Raw genomic sequence first — 22,732 nt, forward strand, 5'->3', positions numbered from 1 at the left:
TCAGTAGCCCCGGCTGGGATCGACGACGTTCTGCAGCTCGCCGCCGGCCTCCAGCCGCCGGATCTGCGCCGCGATCTGGTCGGCGACCGTCTCGGGCGCCGACATGGCGGAGTTGTGCGGTGTCACCGTCACGGCCGGATGGGTCCAGAGGCGCGAGTCCTGCGGCAGCGGCTCGGTCTGGAAGACGTCGAGCACCGCTTCGCGCAGTTCGTCGGCGTCCAGTGCTGCCAGGATGTCGGTCTCGACCTGCAGTTTTCCGCGCCCGGCATTGATCAGCGCCGGCCCGCCGAGCCGTCCATTGCGGGCGAGGCTTGCAAGCAGCGGGCGGTTCAGGATGCCATGCGTCTCCGGGGTGTGCGGCAGCAAGCTGACCAGAATGTCGCTGCGGGCGAGGAAGGCCGCCAGGCCGTCCTCGCCTGAGAAGGTGGCAAGCCCCTCGATCGTCTTTGGCGAGCGGCTCCAGCCGGCGACGTCGAAGCCGATGATCTGGAGCTTGCGCGCCGCATCTTGCCCGAGTTCGCCGAGCCCCATGATGCCGACGCGCACTTCGCGCGCCGCCGGCTGGTGGCGATCGTCATCCCAGGACTTCTCTTGCTGTTGCCGGTCGTAGCGGCGCTGCTGGCGCAGCTGCATCAGGCAGTGCATGACGACATATTCGCTCATCCGCGTCGTCAGATCGGGGTCGATCACCCGCGCGATCGGCACCTCGGGCAGGCGGCTGTCGGCGAAGAGATGGTCGACGCCGGCGCCGAGCGAGAAGATCGCGGCGAGATTGGGCAGTCCGGCAAGGCTGCCCTCGGGATGCTTCCAGCTCGCGACATAATGGACGGCGCGCCGGTCGAATGGTTCGCCGAGCGTGACGATCGGCAAGTCCGGCAGCAGCGCCGCGAAGCGCGCCCGCCAGCTCTCGACATGCCAGCCGGTGATCGCCAGAAGCAGACTCATAAGCGGAAACTTTCCTAGAGCATTTTCAAGCGAAGTGGACACCGGTTCGCGTGAAGAAAATGCGACAAAACAAAGGTCTAGAGCATTTCTGCGATTCGAAGAAACGCGAAAATGCTCTAGGCTGGGATGATCAGCGGCCCACGCGTAACAGCGGTTTCGCCACGGCGATAGGCGCTCTTCAGGCGGATGCGGGCGGCGTCGAAGCCGGCCTCGCTGCGAGCATGGATGATACCGAGTGGGCGGTCGGGCCCGACCCGCTCGCCGAGCCCGGCGAGCTCGGTGATCCCGACGGCATGGTCGATCTCGTCCTGCGGCCGGGTGCGCCCGCCGCCGAGCGCGACGACGGCGAGGCCGACGCCGCGCGTGTCGATCGCCTCGACCAGGCCGGGCCGGTCGGAGAAGACCGGACGGACGATCGGAGCCCGCGGAAAGTGCCGCTCGGGATGCTCCAGCAGGTCGGCCGGGCCGCCGAGCGCCGCGATCATGTGGATGAAGCGTTCCGCCGCAGCGCCGCTGGCGAAGGCGTCCTCGATCCTGGCGACCGCTTCCTCGCGGGTCGCAGCAAGCCGGCCGAGCAGCAGCATCTCCGCTGACAGCGCCACCGTGACCTGGTGGAAGCGCGGCTCGCGCCGCCGCCCGGTGAGATGGTCGAGCGCATAGGCAACTTCGAGCGCATTGCCGGCGGCCGAGGCCAGCGGTTCGCTCATGTCGGTGAGCAGCGCCCGTGTCGGAAGGCCGGCGCCATTGCCGACATCGCTGAGGCTCTGCGCCAGCGCCTCGGCCTTGTCGAAATCGCGCATGAAGGCGCCGGAGCCGAACTTCACGTCCATGGCGAGGCCGTGCAGGCCGGCGGCGAGCTTCTTCGACAGGATCGAGGCGGTGATCAGCGGGATCGATTCGACCGTGCCGGTGACGTCGCGGATCGCATAGAGCCGCTTGTCGGCCGGGGCGAGATCGGCAGTCTGGCCGATGATGGCGCAGCCCACTTCGCGCACGACATGGCGGAACAGGTCGATGCCCGGCTGGGTGACATAACCCGGCACCGCATCGAGCTTGTCGAGCGTGCCGCCGGTATGGCCGAGGCCGCGGCCCGAGATCATCGGGACATAGCCGCCGCAGGCCGCGACCGCCGCTGCCAGCGGCAGCGAGACCGTGTCACCGACACCGCCGGTCGAGTGCTTGTCGAGCGCCGGGCCTGGCAGGTCGCGCCAGTCCAGCACCGTGCCGGAATCGCGCATGGCCAGCGTCAGCGCGACGCGCTCCTCGGCATCCATGTCGCGGAAGAAGATCGCCATGGCGAAGGCGGCCGCCTGGCCCTCGCTGACCGAGCTATCGGTCAGGCCCGCGATCATCTGGCGGATGTCCTGGGCGCTCAGGCGCTCGCCGTCGCGCTTGGCGGCGATGATCTCCTGCGGCAGGCGCATCAATAGGCTCCGTCGGTCCGTTCGGCCGGGGCGGTGCCGGCGATGATATCGGCGAGCACGCCGTAGAGGCCGCTGGCGCCGAAGCGGAAGGTCTTCGCCGTCGCCCAACCCGGTCCCATGATCTCGTCGGCGAGGTCGAGATAGATCCTGGCGTCGGCGAGCGTGCGGAGGCCGCCGGAGGGCTTCAGGCCGACCGGCTTGCCCAAGGCCTTGATCGCTTCCAGCATGGTGCGGGCGGCCGCCGTTGTGGCGGATGTCTTGGTCTTGCCGGTCGAGGTCTTGATGAAATCCGCGCCGGCAGCGATGGCGAGCTCGGATGCGGCCCGCACCGAGATCTGATCCGGGTATTCGCCGGTTTCGAGGATGACTTTCAGTGTCTTGTCGCCGCAACCGGCCCGGGCCTCGGCCAGCATATCGCGGGCGATGTCGACATCGCCGACGAGGAAGGCGCGCCAGGGCAGCACGAGGTCGATCTCGTCGGCGCCATCGGCGATCGCCTCGGAGATGTCGCTGCCGATCGGGCTGCAATTGCTGCCGCCGGCCGGGAAGTTGATCACAGTCGCGATTCGGACCGGCGAGTTCTTCAGCGTTTGGCGCGCCAGCTTGACGAATTGCGGCCAGATGCAGATCGCCGCGACCGGGCCGGGCGCCGCGACGGCGCGGGCGCAGAGCTGCAGCGTGCCGGTCTCGCTCGCCTGGTCGGAGAGATCGGTCAGGTCGAGCAGGCGCAAAGCGCGCAAAGCGAGATCGGCGTCGGACATGGTCAGAGCTCGCTCAGGAAGGCGCGCAGCACGCGCCGCAGCGCCGTGGTCGCGGTCGCGGCGACGTCGCGCGTCTCGCCATGGCTGGGCGCGCCGCCCAAAATGCCCGCCCCCATATTGGTGACGATCGAGATGCCGGCGACACGCAGGCCGTAGCGACGCGCCAGGATCACCTCCGGCACGGTCGACATCCCCACGAGATCGGCACCCAGCATCTTGGCCATCTTGATCTCGGCTGGTGTCTCGAAGCTCGGTCCCGAGAACCACATATAGACGCCCTCGCCCATATTGGCGCCGCTGGCGGAGGCCGCCTTCTTCAGTCGGGCGCGCAGATGCGGGTCATAGGCGTCGATCATCGGCACGAAACGGCCGTCGCCGGTATCGCCGACCAGCGGGTTGGGACCGTTGTAGTTGATGTGGTCGGTGATCAGCGCCAGGCTGCCGGGCCGCAGATCCGGCCGCAGCGAGCCTGCGGCATTGGTCAGCACCAGTGGCGGCGAGCCGAAGGCGGTGAGCATGCCGAGCGGCACGCGCATGATGGCGGGGTCGCCGGTCTCGTAGAAATGCGCGCGGCCCTCGAAGACCAGCACGCGCTTGCCATGCAGCACGCCATAACTCAGCCGCTTGGCATGGCCGGAGACCGAGCCCTTCGGAAAGCCGGGAATCTCCTCGAAGGGGATCGAGATCGGCTCGACCATGTCGTCGATGATCCTGCCGAGCCCGGTGCCGAGCACGATGGCGCAGTCGATGCCGCCATCGATGCCACGATCGATCAGTGTCGATGCCGCTTGGTCGAAAAGCGCATCCGCTGCCATGTTGTCTGCTCCATCGGCGCGTTGCCCGCGCTCGTCGGGTCACCTTGAACGTGCCCGCAAATCACTTCGGCAAATTGGCCGGTCCGAACGAGGCTGGCAACAGCTCGGCCAGCGAAAAACGGGCGCGGATGCCGTCCGGCCCGGCGATGAGAATTGGCGTCTCCGGCGCGGCGAATTCGCGGATGCGCTGGCGGCAGGCGCCGCAGGGCGTCACCAGCTCGGCGCCGTCACCGATGACGACGATCGCCCGGATGGCGTGCGCGCCGCCGGCGATCATCGCCGAGATCGCGCCGGCCTCGGCGCAAGCGCCGACGGGATAGGCGGCGTTCTCGACATTGCAGCCGGGATAGACAGAGCCGTCATCGGCGAGGATGGCGGCGCCGACCTTGAAGCGCGAATAGGGGGCATAGGCTCGCTTTTGCGCTGTCCGGGCAGCGGCAAAGAGGGCGTCGAGGTCGGGTTCGGCGGACACTCAGCGTTCTTTCACATAGGGCAGGCCGGAGGCCTTGGGCGGCGTCGCCTTGCCGATGAAGCCGGCGAGCAGCACCACCGTCATCACATAGGGCAGCGCCTGGATCGCCTGCACCGGGACCTGGCCGATGCCGGCCAGGACGACGCCCTGAAGCCGGATCGCGATCGCGTCGAGCAGGCCGAAGAGCAGGCAGGCGAACAGCGCCGGCCAGGGCCGCCAATTGGCGAAGATTACGGCGGCGAGCGCGATGAAGCCCTTGCCGGCGGTCATCTGAGGCAGGAAACCCGCCGATTGCGAAACGGCGAGATAGGTGCCTCCCAAACCGCAAAGCGCGCCGCAGATGATCACCGCGGCATAGCGCAGACCGGCGACCGAGACGCCGGCGGTATCGACCGCAGCCGGGTTCTCGCCGACGGCGCGCAGGCGCAGGCCGAACCGCGTGTGCTTCAAGGTCAGCGCCGTCAGGATGAGGGCGAGCACCGCGAGATAGACCGGCGCGGTATGGCCGGAGATGGCGATGTCGTAGATCGGGCCGAGGACCGGGATCTCCTTGATCGGCCCGACCAGTGGCAAATCGAGCTCGGGAAATCGGGCGGCGCCTTCGAGGTTCGGCGTGCGTCCGCCCTGGCCGTACCAGGCATTGCCGAGGATGGCGGTGAGCCCGACCGCCAGCATGTTGATCGCGACACCGGAGACGATCTGGTTGCCGCGCCAGGTGATCGCGGCAAAGCCGTGCACCAGCGACAAGGCGATTGCGGCGAGCATGCCGGCGCCGAGGCCTGCCCAGGCCGAGCCGCTATGATAGGCGACGACGGCCGAGGCGAAGGCGGCGATCAGCATCTTGCCTTCAAGGCCGATGTCGACGACGCCGGAGCGTTCCGACCAGAGCCCGGCAAGCGCCGCGCAGAGCAGTGGGATCGACAGCCGGATCGTCGAATCCAGGATGACGGCGAGGGTCTGGACGATTTCCATCGCCTAGCCTCCGCGCCCGAGATTGAGCACGCTCGCCACCAGCCGCCGGAACAGGCCGTCGAGCGCCCCGGCGAAGAGGATGACGATGCCGCCGATCACCACGACCATGTCGCGGGTGATGGTCGGCTTGTCGAAGGAGAGCTCCGCCCCGCCCTGATAGAGCACGCCGAAGAGCAGGGCGGCGAGGCCGACGCCGGCCGGATGCCCGCGTCCCATCAGCGCGACCGCGATGCCGACGAAGCCGTAGCCGGCGGTGAAATCGAGCACCAGCCGGTGCTGTACGCCCATGGCTTCGTTGACCGCGAGCCCGCCGGCAAGCGCACCCGAGATCGCCATCGCCACCATGATGATCCGCGCCGGCGAGATGCCGGCATAGGCGGCGGCGCGCGGATTGGCGCCGACGGTGCGGATCGCATAGCCGAGCCGCGAGCGGTAGATCAGTGCCCAGACCGCGACAAGCGATGCCAATGCCAGCAGGAACGAGGTGTTGAGCGGCGTCGAGGGCAGCTTCAGACCGAAGGCGCCGAGCAGTTCGTGGATCGGCGCCAGCACCGCCTGCTTGGGAAAATCCGGGGTCTCCGGCTGCATCGAGCCGGCTTTCCCCATCACCTCGACCAGGAGGTAGACGATCAGCGTCGCGGCGATGAAGTTAAACATGATCGTGGTGATCACGACATGGCTGCCGCGCGTCGCCTGGAGATAGCCTGGGATGAAGGCCCAGAGCGCCCCGCCTGCCGCGGCGGCGAGAATGGCGAGCGGCACCAAGAGGATGCCCGGCAAAGGCGCGAGCCAGAGGCAGGCGAGCGCGGCGAAGATGCCGGCGATGGTTGCCTGGCCCTCGCCGCCGATATTGAACAGGCCGGCATGGAAGGCGACCGCGACGGCAAGGCCGGTGAAGATGAAATTGGTGGTGTAGTAGAGCGTGAAGCCGAGCCCTTCGAGGCTGCCGAGCGAGCCCTTCAGCAAGAGCGCCGTCGCCTCCAGCGGGCTTTCGCCGATCGAGAGCACGACCAGTCCGGCGACGACGAGCGCCGCCGCGACCGAGACCAGCGGCACCAGCGCGGTATCGGCCCAGCGGGGAAGTTCGATCGGGGCCGCGCTCATGCCGCGCGCTCGCTGACGCCGGCCATCAGCAGGCCGAGATCGCGCTCGTCGGTCGCCACCGCCTCGCGCTCCCCAGTGACCTGGCCGCCGCAGAGCGCGAGAATGCGGTCGGACAGCGCCATCACCTCTTCCAGCTCGACCGAGACGAGCAGGATCGCGACACCCTGATCGCGCAGGGCGATCAGGCGGCGATGGATGAACTCGATCGCGCCGATATCGACGCCGCGGGTCGGCTGGCCGACCAGTAGCACCTTTGGCGCCCGCTCGATCTCGCGGGCGAGCACGATCTTCTGCTGGTTGCCACCGGAGAACTTCGCCGTCTTCAAGGCCGGATCGACCGGGCGGACATCGTAATCCTGCATGCCGGCGCGGGCATGCTGTTCGACGAGGGTCGGCGACAGGAAGGGGCCTCGCCCGAAAGCCGGATCGTCATGATAGCCGAGGATCGCGTTCTCGGCCGCGGCGAAGGCGGTGACGAGGCCGGTCCGCAAACGGTCCTCCGGGATGTGCATCAGGCCGAGCCGGCGCAGATTGGCCGGATTGCGGTCGGTGGCATTGAGGATCTTGCCGCCGAGCCGGACCACGCCGCGCGCCGGTTGGGTCAGGCCGGCGAGCACGTCGAGCAATTCGCTCTGGCCGTTCCCGGCGACGCCGGCGATGCCGACGATCTCACCCTCGTGCAATGTCAGGCTGGCGTCGCGCAGCGTCTCGCAGCCGCGCTCGTCGATCACGGTCAGGCCGGCCGCCTCCAGCACCGGCGCGCCGCGCTGGCGCGGGCTTTTTTCGACGCGCAGCAGCACGCGCCGGCCGACCATCGCCTCGGCGAGCTCGGCCGGCGAGGTCCTGTCCGTCTCGACATGGGCGACCATCTCGCCGCGCCGCATCACCGAGACCCGGTCGGTCACCGCCATGATCTCGCGCAGCTTGTGGGTGATCAGGATCACCGTCTTGCCCTGCGCCTTCAGCGCCCGCAGCAGTTCGAAGAGCTGGTCGGCTTCTGCCGGGGTCAGCACCGCCGTTGGTTCGTCGAGGATCAGGACTTCGGCGCCGCGATAGAGCGCCTTCAGGATCTCGACGCGCTGCTGCAGGCCGACCGAGAGCGTACCGACGATCGCGTCGGGGTCGATGGCGAGGCCGTACTCCTGGGACAGCCGCGCCAGCTCGGCTCGCGCCTTGCCGATGCCGCCCTTGAGAAGCGCCCCGCCCTCGGCGCCGAGCACGATGTTCTCGACCACCGAGAGCGGCTCGACCAGCATGAAGTGCTGGTGCACCATGCCGATCCCGGCAGCGATCGCGTCCGAGGAGGAGCGGATCCGGCACGGTTCTCCACTGATCCGGATCTCGCCGGCATCGGCCTCGTAGAAGCCGTAGAGGATCGACATCAGCGTCGACTTGCCGGCACCATTCTCGCCGACGATGCCGTGGATCGAGCTGGCGGCGACGGTGAGCGAGACGGCCTTATTGGCCTTGACCGGGCCGAAGGCCTTGCTGATGCCGCTGAGCTCGATGGCGGGGTGCGGGCTCGTCACCGGCGGGCCGCGCTCACATCGTGCATTTGGAATCCGACATGTAGTCGTGGACCTTGACGGTGCCGGCGATGATGTCGGCGCGGGCCTTGTCGGCGGCGGCCTTCATCTCGGGCGTGATCAGCGCCTTGTTGTTGTCGTCGAGCGCCCAGCCGACGCCGTCCTCTTTCAGCCCGAGCGCGGAGACGCCGGCCACCCAGTTGCCGTCGCGCGCGGCCTTGAAGGAGCTGTAGGCGGCGACGTCGACGCGCTTCAGCATCGAGGTCAGCACCTTGCCGGGATGCAGCATGTTCTGGTTGGAATCGACGCCGATGCCGAGCTTGCCGGCGTCGGCCGCGGCGCGCAGCACGCCGATGCCGGTGCCGCCGGCGGCGTGGTAGATCACGTCGGCGCCGCGATCGATCTGCGACTTGGCGAGCTCGCCGCCCTTGACCGGGTCGTTCCAGGCGGCCGGGGTCGAGCCGGTCATGTTCTGGAAGATCTCGGCGTCCTTCTTGCCGGCCTTGACGCCCTGGACATAGCCACAGGCGAATTTGCGGATCAGCGGGATGTCCATGCCGCCGACGAAGCCGACCTTGCCGGTCTTCGAGGCGAGGCTGGCGATGAGGCCGACGAGATAGGAGGCCTCATGCTCCTTGAACACCACCGACTGCACGTTCGGCAGCTCGACCACCATGTCGATGATGGTGAATTTGAGATTGGGGAACTCGGCCGCGACCTTCTGCAGCGCGGTCGCCTGCGAGAAGCCGACGGCGATGATGGGGGAATGGCCGTCGCGGGCGAAGCGGCGCAGCGCCTGCTCGATCTGGGCATCGTTGGTCGGCTCGAAATCGCGGAACTCGACGCCGGTCTCGGCCTTGAACTTCTCGGCGCCGGCGAAGACGCCCTCATTGAAGGATTTGTCGAACTTGCCGCCCTTGTCATAGACGATCGCCGGCTTGATCGCGGTCTGGGCCATGGCCGTCATGGCCGAGAGGGCGACGCCCGCCAGAGCGAGCGCGAGAGATTTCAAACGCATCGAGCCGTTCCCCTGTCACACGCGGAATGGTTGCGCCATTCCTGCCTGGGGTCACGATGGCACGGCTTGCCGGCGGGGCCAAGCGGGCTTGCGGGCCCGCCTGGCGATATATGTCACATATGAACAGTCGCTCAGCCGCGCTGGATCGAGACGCCGCCATCGGCGAGGAAGGCCGTGCCGGTGACGAAGCTCGACGCGTCCGATGCCAGGAACAGCGCGGCCCGGGCGATCTCCTCGGGCTGTGCCATGCGCTTGAGGGCATGGATGCCCTCGACGAAGGCGGTGACCTCAGGACCGGCGGTCGGATCGTTGGTGATGCTGGCCGGCGTGTCGGTACCCCCCGGCAGCAGGGCATTGACGCGGATGCGCTTGCCGCCGAGCTCGGCTGCGAGCGCCTTCACCAGGCCGATCTGCCCGGCCTTGCTGGCGGCGTAGACTGACATGCCGGCAAGTCCGGCGGTATGGCCGACGAAGCTTGCGGTGAAGATCAGCGAGCCGCCGCCGCGCGCTTCCAGCGCCGGTGTCTGATATTTGGCGCCGAGGAAAGCGCTGGTCAGGTTGACCGCGATCACCTCCTGCCAGTTCGCGCTCGTCATCTGGCCGATCGGGCCGAGCTCGCCGATGATGCCGGCATTGTTGAAGCCGATATCGAGTCCGCCGAAGCGCCCGGTCGCGGTCTCGACCAGGCGCTTCGCCAATGCCTCCTCGCGGATGTCGCCGGAAACGGCGATCGCTTCACCGCCTTGCGCCTTGATCTCGCCGACAAGCGCATCGAGCTCGCTCTGCCGCCGCGCGGTGACCACGAGCCTGGCGCCCTCGGCCGCGAAGAGTTTCGCCGCTGCCCGGCCGATGCCGGAGCTCGCGCCGGTGATGATCGCGACCTTGTCCTTCAGTGCCGTCATGTCCTGCTCCTTATTCAGGGAATGCGGCACGGCTGATCGCAGCGGGCGGCCGATGCGGACACCCGCTTCCTGTCACGGCATGGCGCCCGATTGCTGGCGAAGCCGGATCGGCCTAGCTTGCCGGTCATGACGCTGAACGATGCCGAGATCGAGCGCTATGCCCGCCATCTGGTGCTGCCGGAGATCGGCGGGCCCGGCCAGGCGAAGCTGAAGCGCGCCCGCGTGCTGGTGATCGGCGCGGGCGGTCTGGGCGCACCGCTGATCCCCTATCTCGCGGCCGCCGGCGTCGGCACGATCGGGATCGTCGACGACGACCACGTCTCGCTCTCGAACCTGCAGCGGCAGATCATCTTCGGGGCGGAGGATATCGGGGCGCGCAAGGTGGTGGCGGCGGCCAATTTCGTCACGCGGCTCAACCCGCGGGTCGAGATCGAGGAATATGTCACGCGGATCGACCCGCACAATGCCCGCGCGCTCGTCGCCTTCTACGACGTCGTCGCCGATGGCTCCGACAATTTTGCGACGCGCTATGCTGTCTCGGATGCCTGCTTCCACGAGAAAAAGCCCCTGGTGACGGCAGCGCTCGGCCGCTTCGACGGCTCGCTGACGACGATCCGCGCGCATGAGACCGGCGCCGACGGGCGGCCCAATCCGACCTATCGCTGCCTGTTCCCGCAGGAGCCGCCGCCCGGCACGGTCGCGCCCTGCGCCGAGGCCGGCGTGCTCGGCGCCCTCGCCGGCGTGATGGGGTCGATGATGGCGCTGGAGGTGATCCGCGCGATCACCGGCTTCGGCGAGCCGCTGGTCGGCAAGCTCCTGCTCGTCGACGCGATGGCGATGCGCTTCGAGACGATGAAATACGGCTGGGACCCGGACAATCCGCTGAACGGGGCGGTCAGCAGCCCAACAGCGAATGCTTCAATTTGATCTAACGAGTTTCATCTGAATTTTTGCGTCCTTTGCCATGGTTATGATCTTGGCAGAGGGATTACCGATGCGCCGGCTGGTCATTTGTGTTGTCGTTTGCATTCTGTCGACATCGGCGCAGGCGTTCGAGAGCACCTGGGTCTGGCTCGCGAGCTATCGCATCCTCGAGCCGAGCTGCCGTTCCGAGATTCAGGCGGCCCTGAAGGGCTTGTCGACCTCCGATCTGGAAGAAGCGATCGAGATCGCCCGTCAGCGGGAAGTGGTATTTACATCGAAGGTCAAGACAGCCGATGACGCCGCCAGGGCGCAGAAGGAGCTCGATGATTACCACCTGGTGATGGTGTCCCAACTCGAGGGTGGGCTGAAAACGATGGGGTGTCCCCGGGTCATTCAGAAGCTTGGCCTCAACCTTCCCAAGCCTATGACCAAGGAGCAGATAACCGAGATGGTTCGCTCGACACCGCTGCAGAGTTCCGAACGCAGCGATGCCATACCCGCTGTCGACCGGATCGGCACGAAGGCAGCCTATCAGCTTCAGAAAATCATCACCCTGAACATCACCCAGAAGAAGAGCTGCGACCTGAGCTCCTTGCGCGTGACCCTATTGAGCGAGGTCGACCGCACTCCCCCTGATGCGCCTCCATTCGTTGGCATGCTCCGCACCTACAACGAGCGTTGGGAGATCGTTTGTGACGGGGAAACGGAGGCGAACACCGTGACCTTTCACCAGGATGCCCGGAGATGGCGCAGTTACAAGGTCGAGCACAGCGCTCGAAAGAGCGCGAGCAACGATGCCTCGACAAGCGAGCCAGCTCTACGAAAAGGCCTGCAAAATTAGGCCGAAGCTGATCGCTTCGCCTCGATCAAATCGAAGAGCTGCGCCGCCAGATCCGGCCCGCCGAGCTTCTTGATGGCGCGCACGCCGGTCGGGGCGGTGACGTTGATCTCGGTCAGGCGGCCGCCGATCACGTCGATGCCGACGAGCAGCAGGCCGCGCTCCCTGAGCGCCGGGCCGATGCGCTCGCAGATCTCGAGCTCGCGCTTCGACAGGTCCGTCGGCCTGGCCGCGCCGCCGCGCACCATGTTGGCGCGCAGATCGCCGACCGCCGGCACGCGATTGACAGCGCCTGCCGCCTTGCCGTCGATCAGGATGATGCGCTTGTCGCCCTCCGAGACCTCCTTGAGGAAGGCCTGGACCACCCAGGGCTCGCGGAAGAGGTTGGAGAAAAGGTCGTAGAGCGAGCCGAAATTTGGGTCGCCCTTGCCGGTCTTGAACACGGTCGCGCCGCCATGGCCGTAGAGCGGCTTCATCACGATGTCGCCGAACTCCTCGCGGAAGGCCTCGATCTCGGCGCGATCGCGCGTGATCAACGTCGGCGGCATCAGATCGGGGAAATGCGTGACGAAGAGTTTTTCGGGCGCGTTGCGGACCTCGGTGGGATCGTTGACCACCAACGTCTTCGGATGGATACGCTCGAGCATATGCGTCGAGGAGACATAGGCCATATCGAAGGGCGGATCCTGGCGCAGCAGCACCACGTCGAGCGTCGAAAGATCGGTGCGTTCGGGCTGACCGAGCGTGTAATGGTCGCCTTCCACGTCCCGCACCTCGACCGGGCTGATCACGGCGGTGACCTTGCCGTCGCGCAGGGTCAGCTTCTCGGGCGTATAGGTGAAGAGTTTGTGCCCGCGGGCCTGCGCCTCGAGCATCAATGCGAAGCCGGTGTCGCCGGCGATGCGGACCTTCTCGATCGGGTCCATCTGGATGGCGACGTTCAGCGGCATGGGCGAAAGCTCCGGTTGCGGCCGTTATATCGGCTGCGCCACAGCGGCAGCGCAAGAGGGCTGGCCTTGCGTCAGAGCACCAGCTCGAACACGCAAGGGACATGGCGGGGCAGCCGCCAGGGCGCGAGGAAGACGGCATCCGCTCGCAGATTGCGTTGCATCGCCCAGGGATTGCGCGCCAGCCACTGCCGTATGCGGGCTTCCATCAGCCGGCGCTTGTCGGTGGTGATCGCGGTCGCCGCATCGTCGAGCGAAGCGCGTGCCTTGACCTCGACGAAGACGATGTCGTCGCCGCGCGCCATGATCAGGTCGATTTCGCCGCCCTTGCCGCCGAAGCGGCGCTGCAGCAGGCGATAGCCCTTGAGGGTGAGGAAGGCGACGGCGAGCCATTCGCCGCGGCGGCCGGACAGGCCGGAATGACGGGCGCGGCGGCTGCGCAGCGCCTCGCTCATGGTGCCCGCGTCAATTCGAGGGCGCGGGCATAGACGACGCGGCGCGGCTGGCCGCTGGCGGCCGCGACCTGCGCCACCGCCTCCTTTAACGAGACTTTTGCGAGCGCGATGCGCAGCGCTTCGTCGAGCGTGTCGCCCTGCGCTGCCGCCGCCGAGGCATCGGGCGGGCCGATCACCACGACGATCTCGCCGCGGGCCTCCTCGGCCTCAGCATAGTGGGCGGCGAGTTCCGGCAGGGCGCCGCGGCGGACATTCTCGTAATATTTGGTCAGTTCACGGGCGACCGCGCCGGAGCGTGCGCCCAGCACGGCGGCGGCGTCCGCCAGCATCTCGGCGAGCCGGCGCGGCGATTCGAAGAAGACAAGTGTGCCGGGAATGGCGGAAAGCTCGGTGAGGCGGGCCTTTCGCGCCGCGCTTTTCGGCGGCAGGAAGCCCTCGAAGAAGAAGCGGTCGGTCGGAAGTCCCGCCAGCACCAGCGCCGCCAGCACGGCCGAAGGTCCGGGAATGCCGGTGACCGGCAGACCTTCCGCGACAACCTCGGCGACGAGCTTGTAGCCGGGGTCGGAGACCAATGGCGTGCCGGCATCCGAGATCAGCGCCAGCTTGCCGCCCTGGCGCAGCTTGTCCAGGATCTTCGGGCGCATCTGCGCGGCGTTGTGCTCGTGATAGGGCAGCAGCGGTGTCGCGATGCCGTAATGCGCCAGCAGCGTCTTCGAGGTCCTGGTGTCCTCGGCCAGCACGACGTCGGCGGCAGCGAGCGTCGACAGCGCCCGGAAGGAGATGTCCTTGAGGTTGCCGATCGGGGTCGCGACGATGTGGAGGCCCGGCGCGAGCGGTTCGGCCTCGGCCCGGAGCCCGAAGGCCGCATAGCTCGGGGCGCGACCAGGGGCGGGCGGGGCGGAAGACATGCCGGACATGGCGGCGAAACTGCCACAGCAGTCGGCAAGATGCCACCGCCGGCCCAGCAACCTAGAGTTAACAACTTGAAAATAGCTTCGCTGACTGGCAGGACTTGTTCACGGTTCGGGACAAGACATTCAGCTGGTGTGAGCTTGCCTTGCGCCTTGCCGGGGACTGGAGACGAAAACCGTGTCGCGTCACTTGAAGCTCCTTGTCCCGCCGAGCCGCCGACTGATCCTGCTATCCGGCGTTGGCGCCGCGCTCGCTGCCTGCAGCGGCGGCACCGGCGGCCTGCCCGGCTTCGACAGCCAGACAGCGTCACAGGGCGGCGGTGCCCAACCCAGCGGCCCGACCATCGGCACTGGCTCGGTCAAGGTCGGTCTGATCCTGCCGCTGACCGCCGAGGGCTCGGGTGCGACCGTCGGCAATTCGCTCAAGAACGCTGCCGAGATGGCGCTCGCCGAGTTCCCCGGCGCTGACCTCACGCTGCTGGTCAAGGATGATCGCGGCACGCCTGACGGCGCCCAGGCCGCGGCGCAGGAGGCGCTGCGCGAAGGCGCCGAATTGATCATAGGCCCGCTCTTTGCGCCCTCGGTGCAGGCCGTCGGACAGGTCGCCCGCGGTGCCGGCAAGCCGGTCATGGCCTTCTCCAGCGACAGCAACGTCGCCTCTCGAGGCATTTATCTGCTCTCCTTTCCGCCAGAGAACGACGTCAACCGCGTCATCGCCTACGCCTCTGCGCAAGGGCGCAAATCCTTCGCCGCGCTCGTGCCCGAGACCGCCTATGGCAAGGTCGTCGAGGGCGCCTTCCAGCAGGCCGTCGCCAATCAGGGCGCCCGTGTCGTGGTGATCGAGCGCTTCGGCGGCGACCAGAACAGCATGCGGGCCGCCGCCACCCGGCTGGTGCCGGCGCTGCAGCAGGCGGATGCGCTGTTCGTGCCGGCCGACGCCGCGGCGATGCCGACGCTCGGCCTCGTCCTGCAGCAGGCCGGCTACGATCCCGCCAAGGTCAAGCCGCTGGGCACCGGCGTCTGGAACGACGCCAATGTCGCGCGCGTCCCGGCGATCCAGGGCGGCTGGTTCGCCTCGCCCGACACCGCCGGCTTCAACGCCTTCTCCGGTCGCTACCAGAAGCGCTTCAACAGCGCCCCGACCCGCACTGCGACCTTGTCCTATGATGCGGTTTCGCTGGCGGCGGCGCTTGCCCGCACCCAGGGCAGCCAGCGTTTTTCGGAGAGCGTGCTGACCAATCCGTCCGGCTTCGCAGGCGCCGACGGTGTCTTCCGCTTCCGTCCGGACGGGCTGAACGAGCGGGGCCTTGCCGTGCTCGAACTGCGCAACGGTCAGATCGTCACCGTCAACGGTGCCCCGCGCGATCTCGGCCCGCGGACCAACTGAGGGCCCTAGATGGCGTCATTCTCGGGTGGCGCAGAGCGCCGACCCGAGAATCTCCTGCAGGATGAGGTGCCCTTCGAGGGTGCCTTTTTTGTCCTGAGATGCTCGGGTCGAGCCTGAGCATGACGGTAGGATCACCCGCCGATATTGAACGCCGCCAGCGCCGCCATGTTGACGATGTCGGAATCCTTGGCGCCGAGCGGGACGATCTGCACCGGCTTGTCGAGGCCGACCAGCAGCGGTCCGATCACGGTGGCACCGCCGAGCTCCTGCAGCATCTTGGTCGAGATCGAGGCCGAGTGGAACGCCGGCATCACCAGGACGTTCGCAGTCCCGGTCAGGCGGCAGAACGGGTATTGCGCCATCAGGTCGCGGTTGAGCGCGACATCGGCCGCCATCTCGCCATCGTATTCGAAGTCGACACGCTGGCCGTCGAGGATGGTCACGGCATCGCGCACCTTCTCCGAGCGCTCGCCGGCCGGATGGCCGAAGGTCGAGAAGGCGAGCATCGCGACCTTCGGTTCATAGCCAAGGCGACGCGCGACGCCGGCCGCTTCCATTGCGATCTCCGAAAGCTCCTGGGCCGTCGGCATCTCGGTGATCGCGGTGTCGGCGACGAGCACGGTGCGCCCACGGGTGATCGCGATCGAGACGCCGATCAGCCGATGGCCCGGCCGGTCGTCGATGACGCGGCGGACCTCCTCCAGCGCGATCGAATAGTTGCGGGTGACGCCCGTGACCATCGCGTCGGCATCGCCGAGCGCGACCATGGCGGCGGCGAAATGGTTGCGGTCCTGATTGATCAGGCGCTGGCAGTCGCGGAAGAGATAGCCGTGCCGCTGCAGCCGCTCGTAGAGATACTGCGCATAGGCCGCGTTGCGATGCGAGAGCCTGGCGTTCTGGATCTCGATGCCCTTGGCGGCGAGATCGACGCCGAGGTGCTCGGCGGTCTCGTTGATGCGCTCCTCGCGGCCGACCAGGATCGCCTTGCCGAGCTCCTGGTTGACGAAGGAGGCGGCGGCGCGGATGACCTGCTCCTCCTCGCCCTCGGCGAAGACGACGCGCTTGGGATAGCGCCGCACGCGCTCGAAGATGCGGTTGAGCGTGCCAGTGACCGGGTCGCGCCTTGCCGAGAGCTGCGCCTTGTAGGCGTTGGTGTCGACGATCGGCTTGCCGGCGACGCCTGTATCCATTGCCGCTTTGGCGACCGCCATCGGCACGACATGGATCAATCGCGGATCGAACGGCACCGGGATGATGTAGTCCTTGCCATAGCGCGGGCGCGCTCCCTGATAGGCGGCCGCGACCTCGTCCGGCACGTCCTCGCGCGCCAGCATGGCCAGCGCCTCGGCCGCGGCGATCTTCATCTCCATGTTGATCGTGGTGGCGCGCACGTCGAGCGCACCGCGGAAGATGAAGGGGAAGCCGAGCACATTGTTGACCTGGTTCGGATAATCCGAACGCCCGGTCGCCATGATGGCGTCGTCGCGAATCGCCGCGACCTCCTCCGGCGTGATCTCCGGATCGGGGTTGGCCATGGCGAAGATGATCGGGTTCTCTGCCATCGAGGCGACCATCTCCGGCGTCACCGCGCCCTTCTGCGACAGGCCGAAGAAGGCGTCCGCCCCTTCCATCGCCTGCGCCAACGTGCGCCGGTCGGTGACCGCCGCATGCGCCGATTTCCACTGGTTCATGCCCTCGGTGCGGCCCTGGTAGATCACGCCCTTGGTGTCGCAGAGGATGACGTTGTCGGGCTTGAAGCCCATCGCCTTCAGCAGCTCGATGCAGGCGATGGCGGCGGCGCCGGCGCCGTTGATGACGAGCTTGGTCGACTTGACGTCGCGACCGGTCAGGTCGAGCGCGTTGACTAGGCCGGCGGCGGCGATGATCGCGGTGCCGTGCTGGTCGTCATGGAAGACCGGGATATCCATCAATTCGCGCAGGCGCTGCTCGATGATGAAGCATTCCGGCGCCTTGATGTCCTCGAGGTTGATACCGCCGAAGGACGGGCCGAGATAGCGTACCGCGTTGATGAAGGCGTCGGAATCCTCGGTGTCGACCTCGAGATCGATCGAATCGACATCGGCGAAGCGCTTGAACAGGATCGACTTGCCTTCCATCACCGGCTTGGAGGCGAGCGCCCCGAGATTGCCAAGCCCGAGAATGGCAGTGCCGTTCGAGATCACCGCGACGAGATTGGCGCGGGCGGTATAGTCATAGGCGCGGCTGTGGTCCTCGGCGATGGCGAGGACCGGTACTGCGACGCCCGGCGAATAGGCCAGCGACAGGTCGCGCTGCGTCGCCATCGGCACGGTTGGAATGATCTCGAGCTTGCCGGGCCGCCCCTGCGAGTGGAAGAGCAGCGCCTCCTGGTCGGTGAAGGTCGGACGGGTGCGCTTGATCGGCGGGGAGCGGTCGTTCATGCGTCTGCTCTTTTTCACAGGCGTTTCCTCAAGGGGAAACGACCATAGGGCAGCGCCACTTTCCTCGACAAGGCGCGATTGCGGGGCCGGCGCCCGTCTCGGGTCGTGGACGTGTCGGCCATACCGAGCCAGCTGGTGCTCTGGCCGGTTCCGTCAGAGGCGGCCGCGTACCCGCGCAACGAAATCGCCGACATAGCGATCGAGCTCGGCGGCCTGTTCCGTGACGCGTGCAGCCGCTTTCACCACATGCGCGGCCGTGTCGCCGGTCGCGCGCGCCTCGCTGCCGACGGCTGCGACATTGCCGGTGACGGTCGCTGCCGAAGAGGCGACCGCCTGCGCGTCGATCGCAATGCCCGACGCGATCGCGCCCTGGCCGCTGACGACCTGGGCGATCGCGCCCGAGGTCGTCTCGATCGTGTTCATCGTGCCTTCGATCTGGCCGACCGCGTCTGCAGCCGCGTCCGCGGCGACGCGGATATCCTGCAGGGTCGCTGCGATGTCGCGCGTCGCCTGCTGGGTCTGTTCGGCGAGGTTTTTGACCTCGCCGGCGACGACGGCGAAGCCACGCCCGGCGGGTCCGGCGCGCGCGGCTTCGATGGTCGCGTTGAGCGCGAGCAGGTTGGTGCGGGCCGCGATCTCTTCGATGAAACCAAGCACCTGGCCGACCTTGTCGGCTGCACCGGCCAGGCCGTTGACATCGCGTCGCGTCGAACGGACATGGCTCGCCGCCTCCAGGGCGGTATCGGCAGCCAGGCGGGTCTGTCGGTTCAGTTCCCGGATCGAGGCGTCGATCTCCTCGGCGGCCTGGGCGACACTGCCGACGCGTTGCGAGGCGAGTTCGGCTTGCTGCGTCGCCTCGCTGGCGCGCATCGTGGTGCGGTCGGCGTTGTCGGCCATGCCGCGCGCGGCCTCGAGCATGCCGCGGGCCGATTCGCCGACCTGATGCAATGCCTTTCCGACTGTGATCTCGAGATCGGCTGCGAGTTCTCCCAGGGCCGCCTTGCGCAGCGCCTCGCTCTCGTCGCGCCGGCCCTCCAGTGTTTTTTCACTCGTGATGTCGAGCAGGATGCCGTCCCAGATCAGTGTGCCATCCCCGAGCCGACGCATGGTCGCCTCGCTGCGTAGCCAGACGATGCCGCCTTCGGCGCCGCGATAGCGCGCCTCGAAGCGCCAGGTATCGCCCGATTCCTGCTGGGCCTTGCGAGTGCTCTCGAAGCGCTGGCGGTCCTCCGGCAGCATCTTGCCGAGCCAGGCTTCCGGGTCGCGCTCGACCTCTTCCTTGCTGATGCCGAGCAGGTGACCGATGGCGAAGGAGGCGAACTGGTAACGCAGCGTACCGTCCGGGGAGACCACGCGCTGATAGAGCGTGCCGGGCGCGCGCCTGATCAGCGTGCGCAGGCGATAAGCGGTCTCGCGCCGCTCACGGTCATTGCTGAGGACGAGCCCGACCAGGATGGTGCCGATCGTGCTGACCACGATCATGATCGGCACAGCCTCGGTGAGAAAGCGCGCGGCTGCGGCCCAGTTCGGCATGAAGATGTTCGAAGCGATGAGGCAGGCGGCGCTGATCAGGCTGAGCCAGGCAAGGTCGCGTAAGCCCAGCGAGCGCTTCTGTCGGCTGAGCCAGGCGGCATAGACCACGCCGGCGACAGCGTGCAGGACGATCCCGGCGATCCCGGTCGGCATGCCGACGCCGCCCAGATTGTAGCGCGCTACGATCAGGGGGGCGGCCGTTAGGAGCGCGGCAAGAGGTCCGCCGATCGGCCCGGCCAGAATGGCGAAGGTATTGCGCGAATCGACGACGAGCCCCGGCTGGATGACGAAGGGGTTCGCCATGCTGCACAGGGCGCCGGCCGCGAACAGGAGGCCGACCGTGAGTTGGCGCAGCAGCGGGCGCTGGTCGATCCAGCTGGCGGCCGCCGTCAGGATCAGGGCCGCCAGCAACAGGAAAGACAGGCTCTCGATCAGGTTGATGAACAGCGACATGGCGGGCCTTTGGCCGGGAGCGGCCTATCGAGCCTGCTTAAATTTGTTGAAAGCAGTCCTAACGGATGGCCTTGTCGGCGCGATTTGCTAGCGTGCGCGCCCCATGCGCCACACCACGCCATTAGACGTTGCGGAAGCGAAGCCTGCCGGTTCGGCCGAGGCCGGCCGCGTCACGCCGATGATGGCGCAGTACGTCGAGATCAAGGCCAATAATCCGGACTGCCTGCTGTTCTACCGGATGGGCGATTTCTACGAATTGTTCTTCCAGGACGCCGAGATCGCCTCGCGCACCCTCGGCATCGTGCTGACCAAGCGCGGCAAGCATCTCGGCGAGGACATCGCCATGTGCGGCGTCCCGGTCGAGCGCGCCGACGACTATCTGCAGAAGCTGATCGCCGCCGGCCATCGCGTCGCCGTCTGCGAGCAGACCGAGGATCCGGCCGAGGCCAAGAAGCGCGGCGCCAAGTCGGTAGTGAAGCGCGACGTCGTCCGCCTCGTCACCCCCGGCACCATCACCGAGGAGCGCCTGCTCGATCCCGGCCGGGCGAGCCTGCTCGTCGCCGTGGCGCGGCGCCGGCTCTCCGACGAAGTCTACGCCTATGGCATCGCTGCGCTCGACATCTCGACTGGCCGCTTCGCCGTGCTCGAAACCGACCAGCGCGGTCTTGCCGTCGAGCTCGCCCGCCTGGAACCGCGCGAGATCGTCTGCCCGGACGCCATCCATGATGATCCCGAGCTCAAGGAATTCTGGCGGGACGTTGCCGCGCCCGTGACGCCGCTGGCGCGCGAGGGGCTCGATCCCGCCTCCGGCGAGCGACGGCTGAAGGAGTTCTTCGGCGTCGCCACGCTCGACGCCTTCGGCGCCTTCAGCCGCGCCGAGATCGCCGCCGCAGCCGCTGCCCTCGCCTATGTCGAGCGCACCCAGCTCGGCGCGCGCCCGCCTCTGTCGCCGCCCGTCCGCGAGGGCATGAGCGCGACCATGCTGATCGACGCGGCCACGCGCGCCAATCTCGAACTGACCCGGACCCTCGCCGGCGAGCGCACCGGCAGCCTGCTCGCCACCATCGACCGGACCGAAACCCCCGGCGGCAGCCGCCTGCTCGCCGAGCGTCTGGCGGGACCGCTCACCGATCCCGAGGCGATCGGCAGGCGGCACGACGCCGTCGCTCTGCTGGTCGAGGTGCCGTCGCTGCGCGAAGCGCTGCGACGCGATTTGTCGCGCGTGCCCGATATCGCCCGGGCGCTGGCCCGGCTCTCGCTCGACCGCGGCGGCCCGCGCGACCTCGCCGCGCTCGGCGCCGGGCTGGAGGCCGCCCGCGGCGTCGCTGCGGCACTGCTGCGCCAGGGCGATCTGCCCGACGAATTGCGTGAGGCGGCGCTGGCGCTCGGCCGCACCGATCCCGACCTCGCCACGCGCCTCTCCGCTACGCTCGCCGACGAATTGCCGCTGCTCAAGCGCGACGGCCGTTTCGTGCGCGAGGGCTTCGATCCGGCGCTCGATGAATTGCGCCTGCTCCAGGTCGACTCGCGCAAGGTGATCGCGCAATTGCAGGCGCGCTACGCTGCCGAGACCGATTGCCGGACGCTGCGCATCAAGCACAATTCCATGCTGGGCTATTTCGTCGAGGTGCCACAGGCGGTCGGCGAGACTTTCCTGAGGGAGCCCTGGCGCGCCATTTTCGTGCATCGCCAGACCATGTCGGACGCGATGCGCTTCTCCTCGGTCGAGCTTGGCGAGCTCGAGGCTAAGATCGCCTCCGCCGCCGACCGGGCGCTGAAACTGGAGCTCTCAATCTTCGCCGCCCTGACCGAGGCCGTTCTCGCGCAGGCCGAGCCGATCAAGGCGGCGGCGCAGGCGCTTGCCGTGATCGACGTTGCGGCCGCCCTGGCGGAACTTGCGATCGATGGCGGCTGGACCCGCCCGCAGGTCGACGACGGCGCCGCCTTTACCATCAAGGCCGGTCGCCATCCCGTGGTCGAGGCGGCGCTGAAGCGCCAGGGCCAGCCCTTCGTCGCCAATGACAGCGAGCTGTCCGCTGCAGGCAAAGGCCGCGATGGCCGCATCTGCCTGATCACCGGCCCAAACATGGCGGGTAAGTCGACCTTCCTGCGCCAGAACGCGCTGATCGCGGTGCTGGCGCAGATGGGCTCCTTCGTGCCGGCCTCGAGCGCCCATATCGGCGTGGTCGACCGGCTGTTCTCGCGCGTCGGCGCCGCCGACGATCTCGCCCGCGGCCGCTCGACCTTCATGGTCGAGATGGTCGAGACCGCGGCGATCCTCAACCAGGCCGGGCCGCAGGCGCTGGTCATCCTCGACGAGATCGGCCGGGGCACCGCGACCTTCGACGGTCTCTCGATCGCCTGGGCCGCGATCGAGCATCTGCATGAGGCCAATCGCTGCCGGGCACTATTCGCGACGCATTATCACGAGCTCACCGCGCTGGCCGAGCGGCTCGACCGCGTTGCCAACGCCACCGTCCGCGTTACCGAATGGGATGGCGAAGTCGTCTTTCTGCACGAGGTCGTGCCAGGCGCTGCCGACCGCTCCTACGGCATCCAGGTCGCCAAGCTCGCCGGCCTGCCGCCAGCGGTGGTCGAAAGAGCCCGTGCCATCCTCTCCGAATTGGAGAAGAGCGAGCGCGAGAAGCCGGTCGCGGCCCTGGTTGACGATCTTCCGCTGTTCGCGGTGCAGATGCGCAAGCCCGCGCCGGTGGTGGAACCTGCCGCCGGTCCCGATGAATTGCGCGAGACGCTTGCCGGGCTCGATCCCGACGAGATGACGCCGCGCGAGGCGCTGGAGGCGCTCTACAGGCTCAAGCGGCTGAACTGATCAGCTGTCATTCTCGGACGTAGCGAAGCGGAGATCCGAGAATCTCCTGACAAGAAGGCTCCGGTCAGAGCCTCGTCCGGCCTGAGATGCTCGGG

At 67.7% G+C, this 22,732-nt stretch carries 19 protein-coding genes; 4 read left to right on the plus strand and 15 right to left on the minus strand.

What is annotated here, in order from left to right; all coding sequences use genetic code 11:
- From AC07O0_RS15490 to AC07O0_RS15535, 10 genes are all read right to left on the minus strand, one after another.
- Complete coding sequence (locus tag AC07O0_RS15490; protein ID WP_494624580.1) at window positions 1–945, minus strand: 2-hydroxyacid dehydrogenase; 945 nt, start codon at window positions 943–945, stop codon at window positions 1–3.
- A gap of 116 nt (window positions 946–1,061) precedes the next feature.
- Window positions 1,062–2,369, minus strand: a complete 1,308-nt coding sequence (gene deoA / locus AC07O0_RS15495) for a thymidine phosphorylase (protein ID WP_494624582.1) — start codon at window positions 2,367–2,369, stop codon at window positions 1,062–1,064.
- Window positions 2,369–3,130, minus strand: coding sequence for a deoxyribose-phosphate aldolase (gene deoC / locus AC07O0_RS15500; protein ID WP_494624584.1), 762 nt, complete (start codon window positions 3,128–3,130; stop codon window positions 2,369–2,371). The genes deoA and deoC overlap by 1 nt, the downstream gene beginning before the upstream one ends.
- A gap of 2 nt (window positions 3,131–3,132) precedes the next feature.
- A complete protein-coding gene (locus tag AC07O0_RS15505; RefSeq protein ID WP_494624586.1) occupies window positions 3,133–3,945 on the minus strand; it encodes a purine-nucleoside phosphorylase in 813 nt (270 codons plus the stop codon).
- Window positions 3,946–4,006: 61 nt separating this feature from the next.
- Window positions 4,007–4,417, minus strand: a complete 411-nt coding sequence (locus tag AC07O0_RS15510) for a cytidine deaminase (protein ID WP_494624588.1) — start codon at window positions 4,415–4,417, stop codon at window positions 4,007–4,009.
- On the minus strand, window positions 4,418–5,389 hold the full coding sequence (locus AC07O0_RS15515; protein ID WP_494624589.1) for an ABC transporter permease: 972 nt from the start codon (window positions 5,387–5,389) through the stop codon (window positions 4,418–4,420).
- A gap of 3 nt (window positions 5,390–5,392) precedes the next feature.
- On the minus strand, window positions 5,393–6,493 hold the full coding sequence (locus AC07O0_RS15520; protein WP_494624590.1) for an ABC transporter permease: 1,101 nt from the start codon (window positions 6,491–6,493) through the stop codon (window positions 5,393–5,395).
- Entirely contained in the window at window positions 6,490–8,022 is a 1,533-nt protein-coding gene (locus tag AC07O0_RS15525) for an ABC transporter ATP-binding protein (protein ID WP_494624591.1), read from the minus strand. The genes AC07O0_RS15520 and AC07O0_RS15525 overlap by 4 nt, the downstream gene beginning before the upstream one ends.
- A 13-nt stretch (window positions 8,023–8,035) precedes the next feature.
- Complete coding sequence (locus AC07O0_RS15530; protein ID WP_494624592.1) at window positions 8,036–9,037, minus strand: BMP family lipoprotein; 1,002 nt, start codon at window positions 9,035–9,037, stop codon at window positions 8,036–8,038.
- A gap of 131 nt (window positions 9,038–9,168) precedes the next feature.
- A complete protein-coding gene (locus AC07O0_RS15535; protein ID WP_494624594.1) occupies window positions 9,169–9,939 on the minus strand; it encodes an SDR family oxidoreductase in 771 nt (256 codons plus the stop codon).
- 126 nt (window positions 9,940–10,065) lie between these two features.
- On the opposite strand from AC07O0_RS15535, the gene AC07O0_RS15540 reads away from it, so the two are divergent.
- Window positions 10,066–10,866: a HesA/MoeB/ThiF family protein gene (locus AC07O0_RS15540; protein ID WP_494624991.1), complete on the plus strand. Its 801-nt coding sequence runs from the start codon at window positions 10,066–10,068 to the stop codon at window positions 10,864–10,866.
- A 67-nt stretch (window positions 10,867–10,933) separates the two neighbouring features.
- Window positions 10,934–11,704 carry a hypothetical protein gene (locus AC07O0_RS15545; RefSeq protein WP_494624595.1) on the plus strand — a complete coding sequence of 257 codons (771 nt, stop codon included), beginning with the start codon at window positions 10,934–10,936 and terminating at the stop codon, window positions 11,702–11,704.
- Here the strand turns inward: AC07O0_RS15545 and gshB are convergent.
- From gshB to rsmI, 3 genes are all read right to left on the minus strand, one after another.
- On the minus strand, window positions 11,701–12,651 hold the full coding sequence (gene gshB, locus AC07O0_RS15550) for a glutathione synthase (RefSeq protein WP_494624596.1): 951 nt from the start codon (window positions 12,649–12,651) through the stop codon (window positions 11,701–11,703). The genes AC07O0_RS15545 and gshB overlap by 4 nt on opposite strands.
- 71 nt (window positions 12,652–12,722) lie before the next feature.
- Window positions 12,723–13,103, minus strand: a complete 381-nt coding sequence (locus AC07O0_RS15555) for a YraN family protein (protein WP_494624597.1) — start codon at window positions 13,101–13,103, stop codon at window positions 12,723–12,725.
- Complete coding sequence (gene rsmI, locus AC07O0_RS15560) at window positions 13,100–14,020, minus strand: 16S rRNA (cytidine(1402)-2'-O)-methyltransferase (RefSeq protein WP_494624598.1); 921 nt, start codon at window positions 14,018–14,020, stop codon at window positions 13,100–13,102. Before rsmI ends, AC07O0_RS15555 begins: the two co-directional genes overlap by 4 nt.
- A 172-nt stretch (window positions 14,021–14,192) precedes the next feature.
- On the opposite strand from rsmI, the gene AC07O0_RS15565 reads away from it, so the two are divergent.
- Window positions 14,193–15,401: a penicillin-binding protein activator gene (locus AC07O0_RS15565; RefSeq protein WP_494624599.1), complete on the plus strand. Its 1,209-nt coding sequence runs from the start codon at window positions 14,193–14,195 to the stop codon at window positions 15,399–15,401.
- Between the two features lie 131 nt (window positions 15,402–15,532).
- On the opposite strand, the gene AC07O0_RS15570 is transcribed toward AC07O0_RS15565, so the two are convergent.
- Complete coding sequence (locus tag AC07O0_RS15570) at window positions 15,533–17,821, minus strand: NADP-dependent malic enzyme (RefSeq protein ID WP_494624600.1); 2,289 nt, start codon at window positions 17,819–17,821, stop codon at window positions 15,533–15,535.
- A gap of 153 nt (window positions 17,822–17,974) precedes the next feature.
- Window positions 17,975–19,807 (minus strand): methyl-accepting chemotaxis protein, encoded by a 1,833-nt coding sequence (locus AC07O0_RS15575; RefSeq protein ID WP_494624601.1) that lies wholly within the window; start codon window positions 19,805–19,807, stop codon window positions 17,975–17,977.
- Between the two features lie 103 nt (window positions 19,808–19,910).
- Between AC07O0_RS15575 and mutS the strand changes: the two genes are divergently transcribed.
- Complete coding sequence (gene mutS, locus AC07O0_RS15580) at window positions 19,911–22,637, plus strand: DNA mismatch repair protein MutS (RefSeq protein ID WP_494624602.1); 2,727 nt, start codon at window positions 19,911–19,913, stop codon at window positions 22,635–22,637.
- Window positions 22,638–22,732 lie beyond the last annotated feature (95 nt).

The organism is Allobosea sp. GW821-FHT10B12, assembly GCF_059415545.1.